The following is an 18,550-nucleotide window of genomic DNA, read 5'->3' on the forward strand; positions in this document are numbered from 1 at the left end:
TACACTTACAAACCCCTACATAAATTTAGACAGACGGAATATTTTAATGAACAATTTAATGCAGTTATTTAAAAGCACTTCCGCCCTAAATGGTGCTAATGCAAACTTTGTTGAAGACCTATATGAGCAATACCTCAATGACCCAGAATCAGTTGATGAGCAATGGCGAGAAAAGTTTCATTCCATACGATCGAATGCTGAAACAGTTGATATCCCCCATTCATCTATTAAAAAACACTTTTCTAACCTCGCCAAGGCTCCCACCGGAGTTCGTGTCATTCAAGGCGGCCTTTCTTCAGAGCAATTAGCCAAACAAGCTGCTGTTTCAAGACTGATGAATTCATATCGAATTAATGGTCATAAACAAGCTAATGTAAACCCACTAACACCACCAAAATCACAACTAATTGCTGAATTAGATATCGCTTTTCATGGGTTAAGTGAGCTTGACCTTAATACGCAGTTTGACACAGGTACCTTACACAACACGCCTGAACAATTAGCACTGAAAGATATTCTGCCAATACTCAAAGAAACCTATTGCAACAGTATTGGTGTTGAATACATGCACATTAGCGACACTGAAATGCGCTCTTGGGTAAGACGCCGTATGGAAGGCCCACGCGCTCGCCTAAACCTTGAGGCCGATCAGAAAAAATGGCTACTAAAGCTACTGACCGCCGCTGAAGGCATTGAAAACCACCTGCACAGAACCTATGTTGGGCAAAAACGTTTCTCACTAGAAGGTGGGGAAAGCTTAATTCCGATGCTTGATGAAATGCTTCAACGGCTAGGTGAGCATGGCGTCAAAGAAACCGTTATAGGCATGGCTCACCGTGGCCGGTTGAATGTTCTCGTCAATATTTTCGGTAAAAAGCCATCCATTCTTTTTGAAGAGTTTGAAGGCAAGCGTTCTGCCTCTCCAGCCAAAGACGGCTCTGGCGACGTAAAGTATCACATGGGCTTCTCCTCGGACATTAATACGCCAGGAGGGGAAATGCACCTTGCCTTGGCTTTCAACCCTTCTCATTTAGAAATTATCAACCCAGTTATTGAAGGCTCAGTACGTGCAAGACAAGATCGACGCGGTGAAACAGGCGAAGATGAAGTTGTTGCTATTCAAATACACGGTGATTCCGCTTTTTCTGGTCAAGGCGTGATCATGGAAACGTTGCAAATGTCTCGTACCCGTGCCTATGGTACAGGCGGCACGATTCACATTGTTATCAATAATCAAATCGGCTTTACCACCAGTAACCCTGCTGATACACGATCAACATTGTATGCTACCGATGTGGCTAAAATGCTGGAAACCCCTATTCTGCATGTTAATGCAGATGACCCAGAAGCCGTTTTGTTTGCAGCTCAGCTGGCCGTTGATTTCCGTCATGAGTTTAGACAAGACATTGTTTTAGACATGGTTTGTTATCGCCGACGTGGCCACAATGAAGCGGATGAACCGGCTGTGACTCAACCATTGATGTATAAAACTATTCGTGAGCTACCGACTACGCGTAAAATTTACGCCGATCGTGTTGTTAATGAAGGCTCATTATCTGCCGACGTGCCGAAAAACTTAGAGTCGGAGTATCGTTCTTCTCTAGAAAAAGGTGAAATTGTCTCACGGCCAATTTTAGAACATAAAGTTAACCCGTTTGTTGCCAAATGGAATGCCTTTTTATCAAGCAAGTGGGATGACCCTTGCGACACCACGGTACCTGCCAAAGAGTTTCATGAGATCTCCGACCTCATGCTTACCTTACCACCGGAATTTTCACTTCAAAACCGAGTGGAAAAAGTACTAGAAAGCAGAAAAAAAATGTCTGTTGGCGCCTTACCTATCGACTGGGGTTATGCTGAAAACATGGCCTATGGGACATTACTAAGTAAAGGTAGAAATATTAGAATGACGGGGCAGGACGTAGGCCGCGGAACATTTTTCCACCGCCATGCCGTTTTGCATAATACACAAAATGGTGAGACCTATACCTCGCTAAGACATATGTTTCTAGAACAAGGTAGATTCTCTCTCTATGATTCTTTTCTATCTGAAGAAGCGGTTCTAGGTTTCGAGTATGGCTACTCCACAACAGAACCCGATGATCTAGTTATATGGGAAGCACAATTCGGTGATTTCGCCAATGGTGCACAAGTGCTGATGGATCAATTTATAAGCTCAGGTGAAACAAAATGGGGACGTATCTGTGGTCTTGTTATGTTATTACCTCATGGTTACGAGGGCCAAGGTCCTGAACATTCATCAGCCCGTTTAGAGCGTTACCTACAATTATGCGCCGAACATAATATGCAAGTTTGTGTTCCATCGACACCAGCACAGATCTTTCATTTATTACGCCGCCAAACATTGAGTTACTTCCGTAAACCACTGATTATAATGAGCCCTAAGAGTTTACTGCGCCACAAACTAGCAACATCTACCTTAGAAGAGCTCACTGAAGGCAAGTTTCACCCACTGATTCAAGAAGTGGATGATATTGATCCTGATAAAGTCACAAGACTCATCGTCTGCTCTGGAAAAGTCTATTATGATTTACTCGAACAGCGCAGAAGCGATGGCCTTGAAAACGTTGCTATTTTCAGAGCCGAACAGCTTTACCCATTCCCTATCGATGAGCTACATGAGTCGTTTGAGCAATACCCTCAATTAAAACAACTCGTTTGGTGTCAAGAAGAGCCCAAAAATCAAGGTGCCTGGTACCAAATTAGACATCGGTTTTTTGATTTACTCAGCGAGAAGCTAGAACTTAAATATGCAGGTCGGCCTATGTCAGCATCACCAGCCGTTGGTCAATTTAGCCTACATGTTGAACAGCAACAAAAATTAATCCATACAGCACTTTATTAAAAAATAGACTTTAAAAAAAAGGAATAAACATGAGCATTGAAGTCGTAGTACCTAGCCTTCCAGAATCCGTTGCCGATGCCACTTTAGTAACTTGGCATAAACAAGCCGGTGACACCGTTTTAAAAGATGAAAATCTAGTTGACCTCGAAACAGATAAAGTAGTTTTAGAAGTCCCTGCACTGTCAGATGGTGTGTTAGCAGAAATCATTGAGCCAGAAGGTTCTACTGTATTAAGTGGCCAATTGCTGGCTCGCATAGAAGCTGGTAGCGCCAAACCAGAAACCCCAAGCCCAAAAGCAACACCGGCAAAATCAGAACCAGCAACAACAACTTTACCTGCTGAAAAAAATTCAGGTTCAACTGAAGCACTTAGTCCTGCTGTTAGAAAACTCGTTGCTGAGCATGGATTAGACCCCCAACAAATTGCAGCCTCAGGTAAAGGCGGCAGAATCACCAAAACCGATGTGCTAAACCATATCAAGCAACAGTCTAGTAATGGCGTCACAACAGCTTCAGCAACCATGAGCAATTCGGCACCGAGCAAAGCGGCTAAGGCAACACCAATGCCAACTTTACCAACAAGTGAGCGTGCAGAACAACGTGTGCCGATGACACGCCTTCGAGCAAAAATTGCAGAGCGCTTAATTCAAGCACAGCAAAACACGGCCATGTTAACAACGTTTAACGAAGTAAACATGCAGCCTATTATGGACATTCGCAGTAAATATAAAGATCAATTCTCGAAAGTTCATGATACAAAATTAGGCTTTATGTCATTTTTTGTTAAAGCAGCCGTTGAGTCACTTAAGCTTTTCCCATCAGTCAACGCCTCTGTTGATGAACAAGATATTATTTACCATGGTTATTATGATATCGGCATTGCCGTTTCATCACCTCGCGGCTTAGTAGTGCCGGTACTGAGAGATGCAGACCTGAAAAATTTTGCCGCCATTGAAAGCGGTATTGCTGAATTTGGTATCAAAGCCCGTGATGGAAAATTAGGCATCGATGATCTAACCGGCGGTACATTTACAATCACTAATGGTGGTGTATTTGGATCAATGATGTCGACTCCTATTTTGAACCCACCACAAAGTGCTATTTTGGGCATGCATGCCATTAACCAACGAGTGATGGTAGAAAACGGTGAAATGGTTATACGTCCTATGATGTATCTAGCCTTATCTTATGATCATCGAATTATCGATGGTAAAGAAGCAGTGTCCTTTTTAGTCACTATAAAAGACTTCTTAGAAGACCCCGCAAGATTACTGTTAAACGTTTAATAGGGAGCATCCCATGAGTTTAGATAATAAATTTGACGTTGTTGTCATCGGCGGTGGACCGGGTGGTTATGTCGCCGCTATTCGTTGCGCTCAACTTGGCCTAAAAACAGCCTGCGTTGATGAGTTTACTGATAAAAACAATAAAGCATCACTTGGTGGCACCTGCCTAAATGTCGGTTGCATACCGTCTAAAGCTCTACTTGAGTCCTCACATCATTATGAACAGTTAAACCACGGCTTAGATGAGCATGGCATCAAAGTAACTGGGCTGAAGATTGACGTGCCCACAATGATCAAAAACAAAGACGATATCGTAAGTCGTCTTACCGGTGGCATCAGTGGTCTCTTTAAGGCTAATAAAGTCACCAGCTTTCATGGTCGCGGAAAATTACTGGCTGGGAAGCAAGTCGAAATCACTAGCAACACTGATGATGTTTCTGTTATTTCAGCAGACAGCATTATCTTAGCAACCGGCTCACGCCCTATCGATATCCCCTCTGCCCCTGTCGACAACATAAATATTGTCGACTCCACTGGCGCACTGAATTTTGATAAAACACCTAAAAAATTAGGCGTAATTGGGGCCGGTGTCATTGGCCTAGAATTAGGCAGCGTATGGAACCGCTTAGGGTCGGATGTTGTGTTACTTGAAGCCCAAGATGAATTTTTACCGGCAGTAGATACAAAAATAGCAGCAGAAGCCAAACGGCAATTTAAGAAACAAGGACTTGATATCAAAATGGGTGCTCGCGTTACCAAGGCGACCACAAAAGCTAAAAAAGTAACTGTCAATTATGAAGATGCTTCAGGCGAACATACCATAGAACTGGACAAATTGATCGTATCGGTTGGTCGCAGGCCCAACACAGATAATTTATTTGCTCCAGAGTCTCCAATTGAACTTGATGAACGCGGTTTTATTGAAGTTGATGAGATCTGGCAAACAAGTCAACCTTGTGTTTATGCGATTGGTGATTTGATTCGTGGGCCGATGCTTGCTCATAAAGCTTCTGAAGAAGGCGTTGCCGTCGCTGAAGTCATTTACGGTGAAGAACCTGAAATAAACTACGATGTTATTCCAAATGTTATCTACACTGGTCCTGAAATTGCCTGGGTTGGGCAAACCGAACAACACCTTAAATCTGCAGGTATAAAAGTAAAAATAGGCACGTTCCCTTTTGCAGCGAGTGGTCGTGCTCAAGCCCTAGGCGATACCACGGGTATGGTCAAAATCATCTCTGATGAAGAAACAGATCAAATTCTAGGTGTGCACATTATCGGCGCACAAGCTTCTGAGCTTATCGCTGAAGCAGTATTGGCGCTAGAGTACTCTGCTAGCACTGAAGATCTCGCATTAACCATTCATGCCCATCCAACACTTTCTGAGGCTCTGCATGAAGCTGCCCTCGCTGTTGATAAGAGAGCATTGCATATCCCTAACCGTTAAGTTGTAATAGTTAAGGTTGTTTATAGAAGTACGTCAATACCATCACCAAGACGATGTTGACGTGCTTCAACACCTTCCCCCAGCACCAATCAAATAGCACATTATTTAATTATTGCCCATTGGCTAGGCTCATTAAGAATATGATTTTTCAGAGCATAAGTTTTTCTCTTCTCCCAAAATTAAGGCTTTACAAACAGGGACAATTATACTAATTTTATTAACTTAATATAATAATTTAAGTTAATCTACTAACTTATTGATTATTAGGTATTTAAAAATCCAATGGAGAACCGGATGAGTTTAACCCTAACACAAGCAGTCCCGCAAAATGAAATCGCCACATGCGAGCTTCTCCTCGATTATTTAGAAAAAATTGGTGTTGAATATGTTTTCGGCATTCCAGGTGGTGCTATCGAACCACTCTACAATGCCTTAGCTAAAAGTGAGAAACGTGGCGGCATAAAAGCTATCACCGCTAGACATGAAACAGGGGCTGTTTTTATGGCCGACGCCTATGCAAGAAATACCGGGAAACTAGGTGTCTGCTGCTCCACTACCGGCCCAGGTGCAACAAATATGATCACCGGTGTTGCTTCCTCATTTGAAAATAACACCCCGTTACTTGTTATCACTCCTCAGACATCACAGGATAAAGTTGGTAAAAAGGCCATGCAAGAGTCTGGAGATACTGGGGTTAACGTTTCAGGTATGTTTCACTTTTTCACTAAATACACCAGCTACGTTACAGATGTAGAGCAGTTTGAGCACAAACTTGTATCTGCCATCATGTCTGCTTTTAGCAGCCCTGGTGGACCGACGCATCTGAGTATTCCTGCTGATATTCTAAAAAGCAGTGTACCCATTAAACAAACAAAAACTAATATCGATAATTTATTACGCCGACCGGTTTTAAAAGACGAGGAAATCATACAAGATCTATTAACTGAACTCCGTCATTCAAAAAAAATTATTTTCGTAATAGGTGCCGGTACAAAAAACTGTAGTGGTTTAATCGCCCAATGCATTAATGAACTAGACATCGAATTTGTAGCTACGCCAGATGGTAAAAGCTTCATTAACCCCTATCACCCATCTTATAGGGGTGTTATCGGCTTTGCGGGGCATAAAAGTGCTAATAGAACCCTTCAAAACGAAACGGTAGACACTGTAGTCGTTATAGGCTCCTCACTAGGTGAGTTTACAAGTAACGCATGGGATCAATTAACATTACTGAATAATAAGCTCATACATATTGATGATAATCAAGAGAATTTCACGAGGTCTTCAATGGCCAAATTACAAGTAAGCGGCCATATACCTACAATATTAGAAGCCATTTTAGAAAATAATAAGACAAGATTCCCTGATAATACTGAGAAAACTCCTGATAAATCACTTATAGATAAAACTAAATTTTTCACACACATACAAAGTGATAACCAAAAATTGATGCACTTTGAATTTGATGAACCTAATAAAACCACTGATGCCTCTACACCATTAAAGCCACAATATTTGATGACACAGCTGACCCGGCTTTTCCCCCCTAACACTCGCTATTTAGCAGACACTGGAAATAATCTCGCTTGGTCTATTCATTACCTCAACCCATACGATAGGCGCTTCACCAAACGCAGGCTAACAAAAAGAGGGGAAGAGGATAGACGTTCTGAAAGTGCGGGACTATTGCAAATATGTGCAGAGTTCTGCTCAATGGGTTGGTCAGTTGGAAGTGCTATTGGTACTTCGCTCGCGCACCCAAGTGACCCTGTCGTTTGTATTGTCGGTGACGGAAGCTTCCTCATGTCAGGTAACGAAATAACAGTCGCTCTACAGGAAAAATTAAATATTATTTTTCTTGTTATGAACGATCAACACCTTGGCATGGTTAAACATGGTCAACGGTTAAATAAATCAGCTGATATAGCCAACACATTACCCAATATTAGTTATGCTTTAATGGCATCAGCCATGGGCATCATGAGTCATACCATTGAAACAGCCGATGACTTACTGCAGCTCGATACTAATAAAATTTGTGAACGCAAAGGACCTACTCTACTGGACATTAGAATAGATGCAGAAGAAGTTCCCCCTATTGCTACGCGCTTAAAAGGGATGAAGTAACAATGGAACAAGAAAAAATAAATACTAAAATTTGGTTTGAAGAAGAAGAACCTGACAACCCATTTGCCGCCAAAACATCTTACTGTTCTGGTTACGATGTTTATGGTGATTTATTGGGTAAAATCTCTTGGCCCGAATACATTTTTTTATTATTTAAGCTTGAAAAACCCTTACCCTGGCAGTCTAAACTATTAGAGGCTATCGCTATTGCTATTGCCAATCCGGGCCCTCGTGATTTAGGTGTCCGTGCTGCTATGAATGGTGGGGTAGGTGGCTCAACTGCCGCCTCCTGTCTAATGGCTGCCTTAGCACCCAGTGCTGGCAAAAATGGAGGGGCAAGGGAAGTTTATCAAGTGATGCGCTTATGGCAACAGTGTGAATTTGACCTCCCACTTTGGCTACACAAATTACCTAACTACCAAGACGAAGTAAAAGTTGAAGTTTGGCCAGCTAGTGAACACACCCCTGGTTTTGACCCATATGGGGCTAGTTGTGCCACCCCCATTTTACAAACATTGGATCACTTAACGTCCATATACTCTGACGGAGCTCTTGCCTACCTATCAACTAACCGGCAGATATTTGAAAAAGCTGCTGACGCACCATTAGGCATGACTGGTGTCATAGCCGCAGCCTTCACCGACTTAGGTTTTACGGATGAACAAGCAGAAATGCTATACCTTTTGCTTCGCCTTCCTGGCGCTGCAGTACATTCACTTGAACAAAAAAAGCTTGGCTGGCGTAAATACCCATTCTTTGGAGACGGCTTAACCCTCACTAATGACCCAGGCCCATTAAATTCTAACCAAACACCCCAAGACAAACTATGAAAGGTCCCACAACATTAAAACAGGCCGAAGATAATTGGCATACTAGCATGGGTGCTTTATTCAATGGCGAACGAGTCGTTTTACGCGGAAAAGATTTATTTACAGAACTAAATGAAGTTTCTTGGTTTAAATATTTGATGTTTGCAATAACGGGGGAATTTTTTTCAGACAAAGAAATTGATTTAATTGAAAAAGTATGGACGCTTACTGTCAGTTACCCTGAACCAAGAATTTGGAATAATAGAGTTGCATCTATTAGCGGTTCGGCCCGATCTACGGGTGCACTTGGCGTTGCAGCAGGTATAGCTGTATCAGAAGCAAGTATCTATGGTAACCAGATCAACATTTCAGCCATTGATTTTATTCAACGCGCTAAAATTGCTATTGATAACAATCAAGACTTAAACATTATTGTAAAAAAAGAATTAAAAACCAAACGCATCATCTCAGGATATGGCCGCCCCCTAATAACAACAGACGAACGTATCGCACCATTGACACACGCTGCTAACAAACTCCAATTAAGTGATGGCCCTCATTTTAAGGCCGCTAAAAAAGTTGAAGAAATCTTAGCAAAAGGTAGGTATCGGATGGTAATGAATGCTAGTGGTCTTGCGGCTGCACTTTTGGCTGATCTTGGGTTCACTAAGGAACAGTACTACTACTATTCAATAATTGCTTTCTCAGCCGGCATTATTCCTTGTCATATGGATGCTGTAAAAAAGGAAGAAAGTAGCTTCTTTCCTTTAAGCTGCCAACGATTAAATTACACTGGACAAGAGCTAAGAAACTGGTAAGTTTTTAATATAAACTAATATCAAAACAAAAAAATAAAAACATTTATTGCTTCACTTATGAAAAAAATAATTGCTTGGTTGCTCTTAACTTCCCTCTCATTTCTAGGAGAGCCCGTATATGCATCTGACGAAGATAACGATACTTTAAAAAATATCTACGGAGATGAAGACTACCTCTACATCGCTACAGGACGAAAACAAACCGTGTCTCAAGCACCCGCTGTTGCCAGTATTATCTCTGCCAAAACCATCCGCCAGACCGGTGCACGCGACATTGATGAATTATTAGAGACCATACCTGGCCTTCATGTCTCATACTCAGCTGGTGGCTATAATCCTATATATCAAATACGTGGCATTTCATCTAGCACTAACCCACAAGTACTCATGTTGATTAATGGTACACCTGTTACTAATATCTTTGCAGGAAACCGTTCACAAGTTTGGGGTGGTATGCCCGTTGAAAACATATCTCGTATTGAGGTAATACGTGGCCCCGGCTCTGCTATTTATGGTGCCGATGCATTTGCTGGAACCATAAATATTATTACTAAAAACTCAACAGAAATTGATGGAGTAGAAATAGGTGCATCAGCAGGTAGTTTCGATGAATACCGTGGTTGGTTACAGTACGGCGGCTCTATTGCTGGTTGGAATACAGCTTTCTCTGCTCAAGTTTTAGACACGCACGGACAACATGAGAAAATAAATAAAGACATGCAAACAGGACTTGATACATTTATCGGAACCTCTGCTTCTTTAGCACCTGGCAGTGTTAATGTCGGCAGAAAGTCTCTTGATACCCGCCTTGATATATCTAAAAATGAATGGCAAATTCAACTTGGTTATCAAGGCCGAGAACTAGATGCAGGGGCGGGCTTACTTCAAGCATTAGATACCCTTGGAGAAGCAAAGGCTGATCGTTATAATGCTGATATCACATACCAAAACACTACTTTTTCTGAAAACTGGGACTTTAAAGCTCAATATAGTTTTTTTAACAGCATCACTCGATCCGACTTAGTATTGCTCCCACCAGGTGCTAATACCACCGGACTTCCGAGCCATACGTTTCCAGATGGTGTTCTAGCGAAGCCCGACATATACGAGCGCCATAACCGCATCGACTTATCAAGCTTTTATACCGGCCTAAAAAACCATGATGTTCGTCTTGGTATCGGCTTTCACCATCAAGATCAATACAAGATTGAAGAAAAGAAAAACTATTTACCATTTGGCCCAGCCTTAATCCCTCTTGGCGAACTAGTTGACGTCAGCGATACGACCCCTTTCAACCAAGAAAAAACACGTAAAATTTACTATGGTTTTGTACAAGATGCATGGGACTTTGCTCCTGATTGGACTTTAACTGCTGGCCTACGCTATGACCATTATTCAGATTTTGGCGACACATTTAATCCACGACTGGCCTTAGTTTGGCAAACCAGTTATCGCTTAACCAGTAAACTTTTATATGGACGCTCTTTTCGTGCCCCTTCATTTGCTGAACAGTTTAATATTAATAACCCTGTTGCTTTGGGCAACCCAGATCTGGACCCTGAGATTATCGACACCTATGAGGTAGCTTTTGATTATTCTGCATCCCACAATCTAAAGCTCAGTATGAACCTCTTCTATTATGAAATGGACGATATTATTCGTTTCGCCCCTACAACAGCTAACAATACTGGCAAACAAACAGGGCACGGCTTAGAAATGGAAGCAAACTGGAATGTAACAAACAAGCTTTCCATCTATGGTAATTATGCTTACCAGTCTTCTGAGGATAAAGACACTAATAGCGACGCCGCAGACGCCCCTCAACAACAACTTTATCTGAGAGCCAATTATGACATATCGCCCATGTGGTCAATCAACTCTCAACTAAACCATGTCCGTGATAGGCAACGTGCTGCAAGCGATTTACGCCCAGACATAAGCAATTACACCACCATTGATTTAACTCTACGTGCAAAAGGACTTAACCCTGACATAGAACTTGCTTTATCGGCTAGAAATTTACTCGATGAAACAGTCAAAGAGCCATCCGAAGCACCTGGAAGCATCCCCGATGACCTGCCTCTTGCTGGCAGAGCTTTTTTTGTTGAACTGAGAAAATCTTTTCATTAAACCGATAAAGCTGTCGATAATGGCAAATAAACAATAATCAGGGATGATTAAACAACATGATATATTTTAAGATATTTTATAGTACCGCTCTACTTGCCATACTTTTTTATACAACGACAATACTTGCTGATGACACATTAGAAGCTAGCGCTACCTTCAACATCACTGTTGTTTACCCTGATGTTAGAAAACCTTATAGTACACTTTTTGAATCTATTATTAGTGGCATTAAGGAACAGCCTAAGCTAAACGTACAAACACAATTAATGGATAACTCAATGCTGGAGACAGATATCCTAAATTCTCTTAGACAAGAGAGCCCAGACGCTGTTATTTTATTAGGTGGCGGCAGGCGAGCACTACAAGAAAAAATAAACTCTCTTTATAAAACAACCTATGGTGCCTTATTTCTTTCTGACCATGATATCAACAATGGCCGTTATGGCATTTCTATGACCCCAGACCCCACTCTTCTCTTTTCTGAATTAAAAAAAATACAACCAACAGTCAAGGAAATTCATGTTGTTTTTGATCCAAAAACTAATGGTTGGTTAGTTCAAAGAGCCATTGAAAACACCCCGAACACAGGAATAACCGTCATTCCATACGAAGCCTCAAGTTTGCAACAAGCGGCCCTAATTTATAAAGAGATTGCTCGCAATAATGACCATACTAACAGTGCTTTATGGCTTATACACCATGATCCCACCTTTGATAGTAAAAGCTTATTACCACGAATTTTATCGGACGCTTGGAAATATCAACAAGTCGTCATATCCACTAACCCCTCACATGTACGAAGAGGGGCTTTATTATCACTGCTACCAGATAGTCAACAAATAGGAAGAGATTTAGCCACCACCACAGTTCGATTATTAAGTGGGCAAAAAGCATCACCCGTTACGCCAATGCAGTCATCCCTAGTTGTTGCGAACCTTAGAACAGCCAAACATCTTCCAAACACCATTCGTTTAGATCAAAAAACTAATTTTGCTTTGACCTACCCAAGAGCCTCAGCAAATGATTAAAACGTTTTACAAATTTTTAACACAACGTAGTTTTAAAAACCTCCTAACGACAACCTACTTTATTGGCATCATACTTTTAATATCCATTGCCACTTTAATCACCTCCAATTTATCGTCTAAAAGTGTTCATGACAGCCTTAATCAAACTGGACTCCAGCTTGTTGAGTCATTAGGAAATAACAGTCGCATCGCCCTTCTCTATCTCAGTCAGGATGAAGCTGAATTAGTCGTAGAATCAATCCTCTCCTTCCCGGATGTTAAAGCAGCAGGGATCTATGATGACAAAATGCAAGTAATCTACCAAAGTAGTGACCTGTTAAGTGCAGGCACTAACACCTTACCAGTAGAATCAACGTCTTTAGATTATGAAAATGAGCATGAGTGGAGCTATAGCTCACCTGTTTATAGTACGCTCGATGAAGAAACATTACTTTATTCAGATAGTGAATTTAAGCCAGAACTTCTAGGTTACGTGCGCCTAACGGTTGGAAAAAATGTACTCAGGTCGCTTAAAAGTGATTTTTATAAGTACAACTTAATGGTGATAGGTAGCTTAGCCCTATTATTATTGTGGGCTCTTTTATTCATCACAAAACGTATTAGCAAACCAATCGATAATTTAGCTAAAAATATGCTAAATGCTGCTCAAGGCAAGCGAACTGAACGCAAAGGTATCGGTAGCACAGAAGACATTATGCGCATGGAACAAGCCTTTACAGACATGATGCATATTTTGGAAAATCGTGAACAAGAACTCATTACTACGCGTGACATCGCTATTGAGGCAGCTAAAGTCAAAAGCGAGTTTGCCGCCAATGTCAGTCATGAACTGAGAACGCCTTTAAATGGTATTTCAGGCATGCTAGAACTATTATCTGATATGGACCTTAACGTCCAACAGAAAGAATACCTAAAGGTTGCCTCTAGCAGTGCAAATTCATTACTAAGCCTTATCGATGATGTTTTAGATTTTTCCAAATATAACCAACAAGATGTCGACTTACACGAAGAATCGTTTAATTTACGTAACACGTTGGAAAACTCCATTACCCTACTCAGCGCTCAAACTCAGCACAAAAACATTTCTATCGCCTATTTTTTAGATGCCGATGTACCTCTTCATCTAATTGCTGATGAGTTGAGGCTCCAACAAATCATACAAAATTTACTCGGTAACGCCATTAAATTCACTCCGGCTGGTGAGGTGAGCATTTCTATCTCAACCTCAGCATTGAATGAAAACAACCTAACCTTATTATTTGAAGTAAAAGACACCGGCGTTGGTATCCCTCAAGAAGTTCAAAATAAAATTTTCACTGCCTTCTCTCAAGCCGATAACTCTACTACTCGAGAATATGGTGGAACAGGCTTAGGGCTTGCCATCAGCCGACAGCTAGTCACTATTTTTGGCGGTGAAATGGGCGTAAAAAGCAAAGTTGGTAAAGGCAGCACTTTTTGGTTTACTGCTAATTTTACTGTCGACATGCAAGCCGAAGCCTTTGAACTATCAAGCGCTGAAATATCACCCACTCAACCTAATGTTTTAACGGTTAGCGATGATGATTTTTCTCACCGTTTTATCGTTCAACAATTTCAAGCATCACCTTTTCATGCCGACCATGTCACTGATGGGATGACAGCTATAAAGAAACTACGTCAACACGAAACTTTATCAAAGCCTTACGATTATATTTTAATTGATAATCTTCGTTCAAACATTAGCCAAACAGCCTTAATTCGTATGATTAACGCTGACCATACTTTAGCCAACACAAAGATAATTGTCCTCATCGCTAACCAGTCAAGTCAGCTTAATGCAACAAAAGAGCTCAACGTATTTGGGCATATTACTAAACCAATTAAACAATCTGATTTATTATTGCATTTACGCTCAACCGTTGAATCAAAACCAACATTATTACCTGAACAGCAAGCACTCAAAGAACCCCTACCAGACTATTCATTTAAGAAAATTCTTGTTGTTGAAGACAATAAAGCGAATCAACTGGTTGCTAAAGCCATGCTAGAACGCTTCCACTGTAATGTAACCTTGGCTAACGATGGTCTTGAGGCATTAGAGCTTTTTTCCAGCCAGTCCTTCGACCTTATTTTGATGGACTGTCAAATGCCAGAGATGGATGGTTATGAAGCAACATTCCAAATACGTGAACTTGAAACTGTCGACAAACACACACCTATCGTTGCACTAACAGCCAACAAACAAAACGCTGACCGAGAACAATGTATCGCGGCGGGAATGGATGACTTCATGTCAAAACCATTAACACTGCCCACATTAAAAACCACCTTACTGAAATGGGTTACGCAAGAAGCTGCACAAACCAACCCTATCGAGGACAGTGAAGACAAACCTCTCATACAAACAGTCTTGGATGAAAAAACATATTTAAAACGGCAACAAAACCTTGGAGCTGAGTTCAAAACTACTTTACAGTCTTTCCTTGAGCAAACCCCTCTCAGCTTATCCCGCTTAACAGATAGTGTCTCAAAGCTCGATAGGATTGCTATAAAACGTCTTGCAGAATCTGTTAAAAATAGCGCTTTCGATATTGCTGCACTACGCCTTTCACAAGCCTGCAAGAAATTAGAAAGTGCTTGTGATGATGGAGAAGCTAAATTTCTAGGCCTTCAACATAAAATAATTCTATTTGAGGCTGAGTTAGTTATCAAAGAAGTCTCTATAAGACTAAACAACAGTGAGACTGAAAACCCAGTCGTCAGTCAACACCTTAACCCTGCTAGGGTTTTATTAATAAACGCTGACAAAAGAGACCGCTTTTTAATCAAAAATGCCTTGGAAGATAGTGGCCACAATGTAGATGAAGTAATTAACAATTATCAGGGGATGCTTTATTGCGAACGAAATAAACCTGATATCGTTATTTTAAATCATGATTTATCTCATGATGACATTGAGCTTGTCAAAACGTGTGAGGTTTTTAATAGCAGCGGTATTCCTTTCACTATCACCTCAAACTTAGAGAGTGAAACCTCGATTAATAATGCATTTAAAATGGGAGCACTCGATTATTTTTCAACACCATTAAACTTGTCTCTTTTTATTCATCGGATTAATCGAATATTAGCCACCAAACAAACTGAAAAACAAATATTTAACTTAGCGCATAAAGATCATTTAACAGGCCTAATGAACAGGTCTTTATTTACTAAGAAAGTTTCTGAGCTGATCAACAAACACGAGCGCGAGCATAAAATAATGGCCGTTATTTTCCTCGATTTAGACCGTTTCAAATTAGTCAATGATTCCTATGGCCATGAAGCCGGCGATTTACTGCTTAAAATTGTTGCTGAGCGCCTCTCAAGAAGTGTTAGAGATGTCGATATCATTTCAAGGTTTGGTGGTGATGAATTTGTTGTCGTTTTAACCGATGTTAAATCACATCAAATAATCGAAACCCTAGCACGTAAAATACAAAACAACCTCTCAAGGCCCTTTGTTTTCTTAGAGAAAGAAATGCACGTTAGCGCCAGTCTTGGCATCAGTGTCTATCCAAGTAGCGGCAAGACGGTCAGTAACCTGATAAAGAACGCCGATATTGCCATGTATTTATCCAAGCAATCAAAAAGCCCTTACGTCTTCTTTGACGATACGATGTCCGAGAGCATTAACCAACGTTTAGTCATAGAAAATGAACTACGTAATGTTATTTTACGCGATGAATTAAAGGTTTTTTATCAGCCACAATTTAGCGCCACAAACGGCGAGCTTATCGGTATGGAAGCCCTCGTCCGCTGGCAACACCCTAAAAAAGGCCTAATTCCACCGAATAACTTTATCGGTTTAGCTGAAGAAACAGGGCAGATTCATATGATTGGCGAGTGGGTTATGGAAACAGCCTGCAAAACGTTAAAAAACTGGATTGACCGAGGGGCAAAACCAATTAGAGTTGCCGTTAATTTATCTACACTTCAGCTAGAAGATGACGGCATCGTAAACAAAATATCGTCTATTCTAGAAACCACTCGGCTTCCACATAAGCTTCTTGAATTAGAAATAACTGAAAGCTCCGTTATGAATAACGAACAACTGATGATTGAAAAGCTAAACACATTAAAAGAGTTAGGTATCAAACTTGCCATTGATGACTTTGGAACGGGCTACTCTTCTTTAAGTTACTTAAAACGTTTGCCAATTAATTTATTAAAAATTGACCGCTCATTTGTTAATAACTGCCTGCTTAACTCAATAGATTCTGACATTATACGGACGATTATTATTTTGGCTCACAGTATGGGTATCGATGTCATTGCAGAGGGAGTTGAAACAGAACAGCAAAGCACGCTTCTAAAAAGCCTCAATTGTGATTTCGTACAAGGCTATTTATTTGGCAAGCCAATGCCTAGTGAAGAGTTCGAAAAGCTTATTTTCAACAACGTAAGAGATAACGTATACCCGATCACTTTGTTACAATAAGTTTTTTAACCAAACAGGGTGTTTTAATGACCATTATCAAACAAAATGACCTTATTGAAAGTATCGCAGCTGCTTTTCAATTTATCTCTTATTATCACCCAAAGGACTACATTCAAGCGTTAGGCCAAGCGTATGAGTTAGAAGAGTCACCCGCTGCAAAGGATGCAATGGCACAAATTCTTCTTAATTCACGCATGTGTGCGATGGACCACCGGCCCATCTGTCAGGATACCGGTATAGCAAATATATTTTTGGAAATCGGCATGAATGTCCAATGGGACAGCAGCATGAGCGTCGAAGATATGTGTAATGAAGGAGTAAGACAAGCTTACCTCCACCCCGACAATGTATTAAGAGCCTCTATCGTCTCTGACCCATTAGGCGCAAGAAAAAACACAGGCGATAACACGCCCGCCGCTATTCACATGAAAGTAGTGCCGGGTGATACCGTCAGCATTCATGTTGCCGCTAAAGGCGGTGGCTCTGAGAATAAATCTAAATTTGTCATGCTGAACCCGAGTGACAGCCTAGTAGATTGGGTACTTAAAACGGTACCTACCATGGGGGCTGGCTGGTGCCCACCTGGCATTTTAGGTATTGGTGTTGGTGGCACTGCGGAAATGGCCATGAAACTAGCCAAAGAATCGTTAATGGAGCATGTTGACATTCAAGAGCTTAAAGACCGTGGCCCCAGCAATCGTGCCGAAGAACTTCGCCTAGAGCTATACGAAAAAGTTAATGCTCTCGGTATAGGTGCACAAGGCCTTGGTGGTTTAACAACAGTGTTAGACGTAAAAATCAACCATATGCCCACACATGCCGCGTCTCTACCTGTCGCAATGATTCCAAATTGCGCGGCAACTCGTCACGCACACTTTGTTCTCGACGGATCTGGCCCATCCTATATAGAACCACCCAAGCTTGAAGATTGGCCAGAAATTGCCTGGGCACCCGATGCAAAAACTAAACACGTTAATCTGGATACTGTCACTGAAGAAGAAACGCATACTTGGCAGCCTGGCGACCGTCTACTGTTAACTGGTCACATGTTAACCGGCCGCGATGCTGCACATAAGCGCATTGCTGACATGTTTGCCAAGGGTGAAAAGTTACCAGACGGTGTTGATTTCAAAAATCGTTTTATTTACTACGTTGGCCCAGTTGACCCTGTGAAAGATGAAGTTGTTGGTCCAGCAGGCCCAACAACAGCAACCCGTATGGATAAATTTACCGAGATGATGCTCGATAAAACCGGCTTACTGGGTATGATTGGAAAAGCTGAACGTGGTCCTGATGGTATTGCCGCCATTAAAAAACATAAAGCCACCTATTTAATGGCTGTTGGAGGCGCTGCTTATCTTGTCTCTAAAGCAATAAAAGAAGCTAAAGTTATCGCTTTTGATGACTTAGGAATGGAAGCTATCCGAGAGTTTTATGTTGAAGACATGCCCGTAACCGTAGCAGTCGACTCTACCGGTGAATCAGTACATAAAACAGGCCCTGCTTTATGGCAGTCGAAAATTGCTGGTATTCCGGTCGTTAGTGAATAAAAAGTTCGACACACAAAAAAGCCAAGCGTTATG

At 41.2% G+C, this 18,550-nt stretch carries 10 protein-coding genes; all 10 read left to right on the forward strand.

Annotation, left to right across the window (positions count from 1 at the left end):
• The first annotated feature begins 46 nt into the window (after positions 1 to 46).
• The 10 genes from Q91_RS07210 (at position 47) to Q91_RS07255 (ending at position 18,517) form a co-directional block, all read left to right on the forward strand.
• Complete coding sequence (locus tag Q91_RS07210; protein ID WP_015006226.1) at positions 47 to 2,866, forward strand: 2-oxoglutarate dehydrogenase E1 component; 2,820 nt, start codon at positions 47 to 49, stop codon at positions 2,864 to 2,866.
• A 29-nt stretch (positions 2,867 to 2,895) separates the two neighbouring features.
• Positions 2,896 to 4,152 carry a 2-oxoglutarate dehydrogenase complex dihydrolipoyllysine-residue succinyltransferase gene (odhB, locus tag Q91_RS07215; protein ID WP_015006227.1) on the forward strand — a complete coding sequence of 419 codons (1,257 nt, stop codon included), beginning with the start codon at positions 2,896 to 2,898 and terminating at the stop codon, positions 4,150 to 4,152.
• Positions 4,153 to 4,165: 13 nt separating this feature from the next.
• Positions 4,166 to 5,599, forward strand: coding sequence for a dihydrolipoyl dehydrogenase (lpdA, locus tag Q91_RS07220; RefSeq protein WP_015006228.1), 1,434 nt, complete (start codon positions 4,166 to 4,168; stop codon positions 5,597 to 5,599).
• 294 nt (positions 5,600 to 5,893) lie between these two features.
• Positions 5,894 to 7,726: a thiamine pyrophosphate-binding protein gene (locus Q91_RS07225; protein ID WP_015006229.1), complete on the forward strand. Its 1,833-nt coding sequence runs from the start codon at positions 5,894 to 5,896 to the stop codon at positions 7,724 to 7,726.
• Between the two features lie 2 nt (positions 7,727 to 7,728).
• A complete protein-coding gene (locus Q91_RS07230) occupies positions 7,729 to 8,556 on the forward strand; it encodes a citryl-CoA lyase (RefSeq protein ID WP_015006230.1) in 828 nt (275 codons plus the stop codon).
• A 47-nt stretch (positions 8,557 to 8,603) separates the two neighbouring features.
• Positions 8,604 to 9,353 (forward strand): citrate/2-methylcitrate synthase, encoded by a 750-nt coding sequence (locus Q91_RS07235; RefSeq protein WP_238538321.1) that lies wholly within the window; start codon positions 8,604 to 8,606, stop codon positions 9,351 to 9,353.
• Between the two features lie 57 nt (positions 9,354 to 9,410).
• The gene (locus Q91_RS07240; protein WP_015006232.1) at positions 9,411 to 11,483 is read left to right on the forward strand and encodes a TonB-dependent siderophore receptor; all 2,073 of its coding nucleotides are present in this window, start codon (positions 9,411 to 9,413) and stop codon (positions 11,481 to 11,483) included.
• 56 nt (positions 11,484 to 11,539) lie between these two features.
• Complete coding sequence (locus tag Q91_RS07245) at positions 11,540 to 12,511, forward strand: ABC transporter substrate binding protein (RefSeq protein ID WP_015006233.1); 972 nt, start codon at positions 11,540 to 11,542, stop codon at positions 12,509 to 12,511.
• The gene (locus Q91_RS07250) at positions 12,504 to 16,967 is read left to right on the forward strand and encodes an EAL domain-containing protein (protein WP_015006234.1); all 4,464 of its coding nucleotides are present in this window, start codon (positions 12,504 to 12,506) and stop codon (positions 16,965 to 16,967) included. The genes Q91_RS07245 and Q91_RS07250 overlap by 8 nt, the downstream gene beginning before the upstream one ends.
• Before the next feature lie 26 nt (positions 16,968 to 16,993).
• Positions 16,994 to 18,517 (forward strand): fumarate hydratase, encoded by a 1,524-nt coding sequence (locus Q91_RS07255; protein ID WP_015006235.1) that lies wholly within the window; start codon positions 16,994 to 16,996, stop codon positions 18,515 to 18,517.
• The last annotated feature ends 33 nt before the right edge of the window (positions 18,518 to 18,550 follow it).

The sequence above is a fragment of the Cycloclasticus sp. P1 genome (assembly GCF_000299965.1).
GTDB classification, from domain to species: domain Bacteria; phylum Pseudomonadota; class Gammaproteobacteria; order Methylococcales; family Cycloclasticaceae; genus Cycloclasticus; species Cycloclasticus pugetii.

What these genes read in the sequence shown, in the direction of transcription:
- Q91_RS07235 (WP_238538321.1), top strand. Translation starts at nt 8,604, where the DNA reads ATGGGTGCTTTATTCAATGGCGAACGAGTCGTTTTACGCGGAAAAGAT.
- lpdA (WP_015006228.1), top strand. Translation starts at nt 4,166, where the DNA reads ATGAGTTTAGATAATAAATTTGACGTTGTTGTCATCGGCGGTGGACCG.
- Q91_RS07250 (WP_015006234.1), top strand. Translation starts at nt 12,504, where the DNA reads ATGATTAAAACGTTTTACAAATTTTTAACACAACGTAGTTTTAAAAAC.
- Q91_RS07225 (WP_015006229.1), top strand. Translation starts at nt 5,894, where the DNA reads ATGAGTTTAACCCTAACACAAGCAGTCCCGCAAAATGAAATCGCCACA.
- Q91_RS07210 (WP_015006226.1), top strand. Translation starts at nt 47, where the DNA reads ATGAACAATTTAATGCAGTTATTTAAAAGCACTTCCGCCCTAAATGGT.
- Q91_RS07255 (WP_015006235.1), top strand. Translation starts at nt 16,994, where the DNA reads ATGACCATTATCAAACAAAATGACCTTATTGAAAGTATCGCAGCTGCT.
- Q91_RS07230 (WP_015006230.1), top strand. Translation starts at nt 7,729, where the DNA reads ATGGAACAAGAAAAAATAAATACTAAAATTTGGTTTGAAGAAGAAGAA.
- Q91_RS07240 (WP_015006232.1), top strand. Translation starts at nt 9,411, where the DNA reads ATGAAAAAAATAATTGCTTGGTTGCTCTTAACTTCCCTCTCATTTCTA.
- odhB (WP_015006227.1), top strand. Translation starts at nt 2,896, where the DNA reads ATGAGCATTGAAGTCGTAGTACCTAGCCTTCCAGAATCCGTTGCCGAT.
- Q91_RS07245 (WP_015006233.1), top strand. Translation starts at nt 11,540, where the DNA reads ATGATATATTTTAAGATATTTTATAGTACCGCTCTACTTGCCATACTT.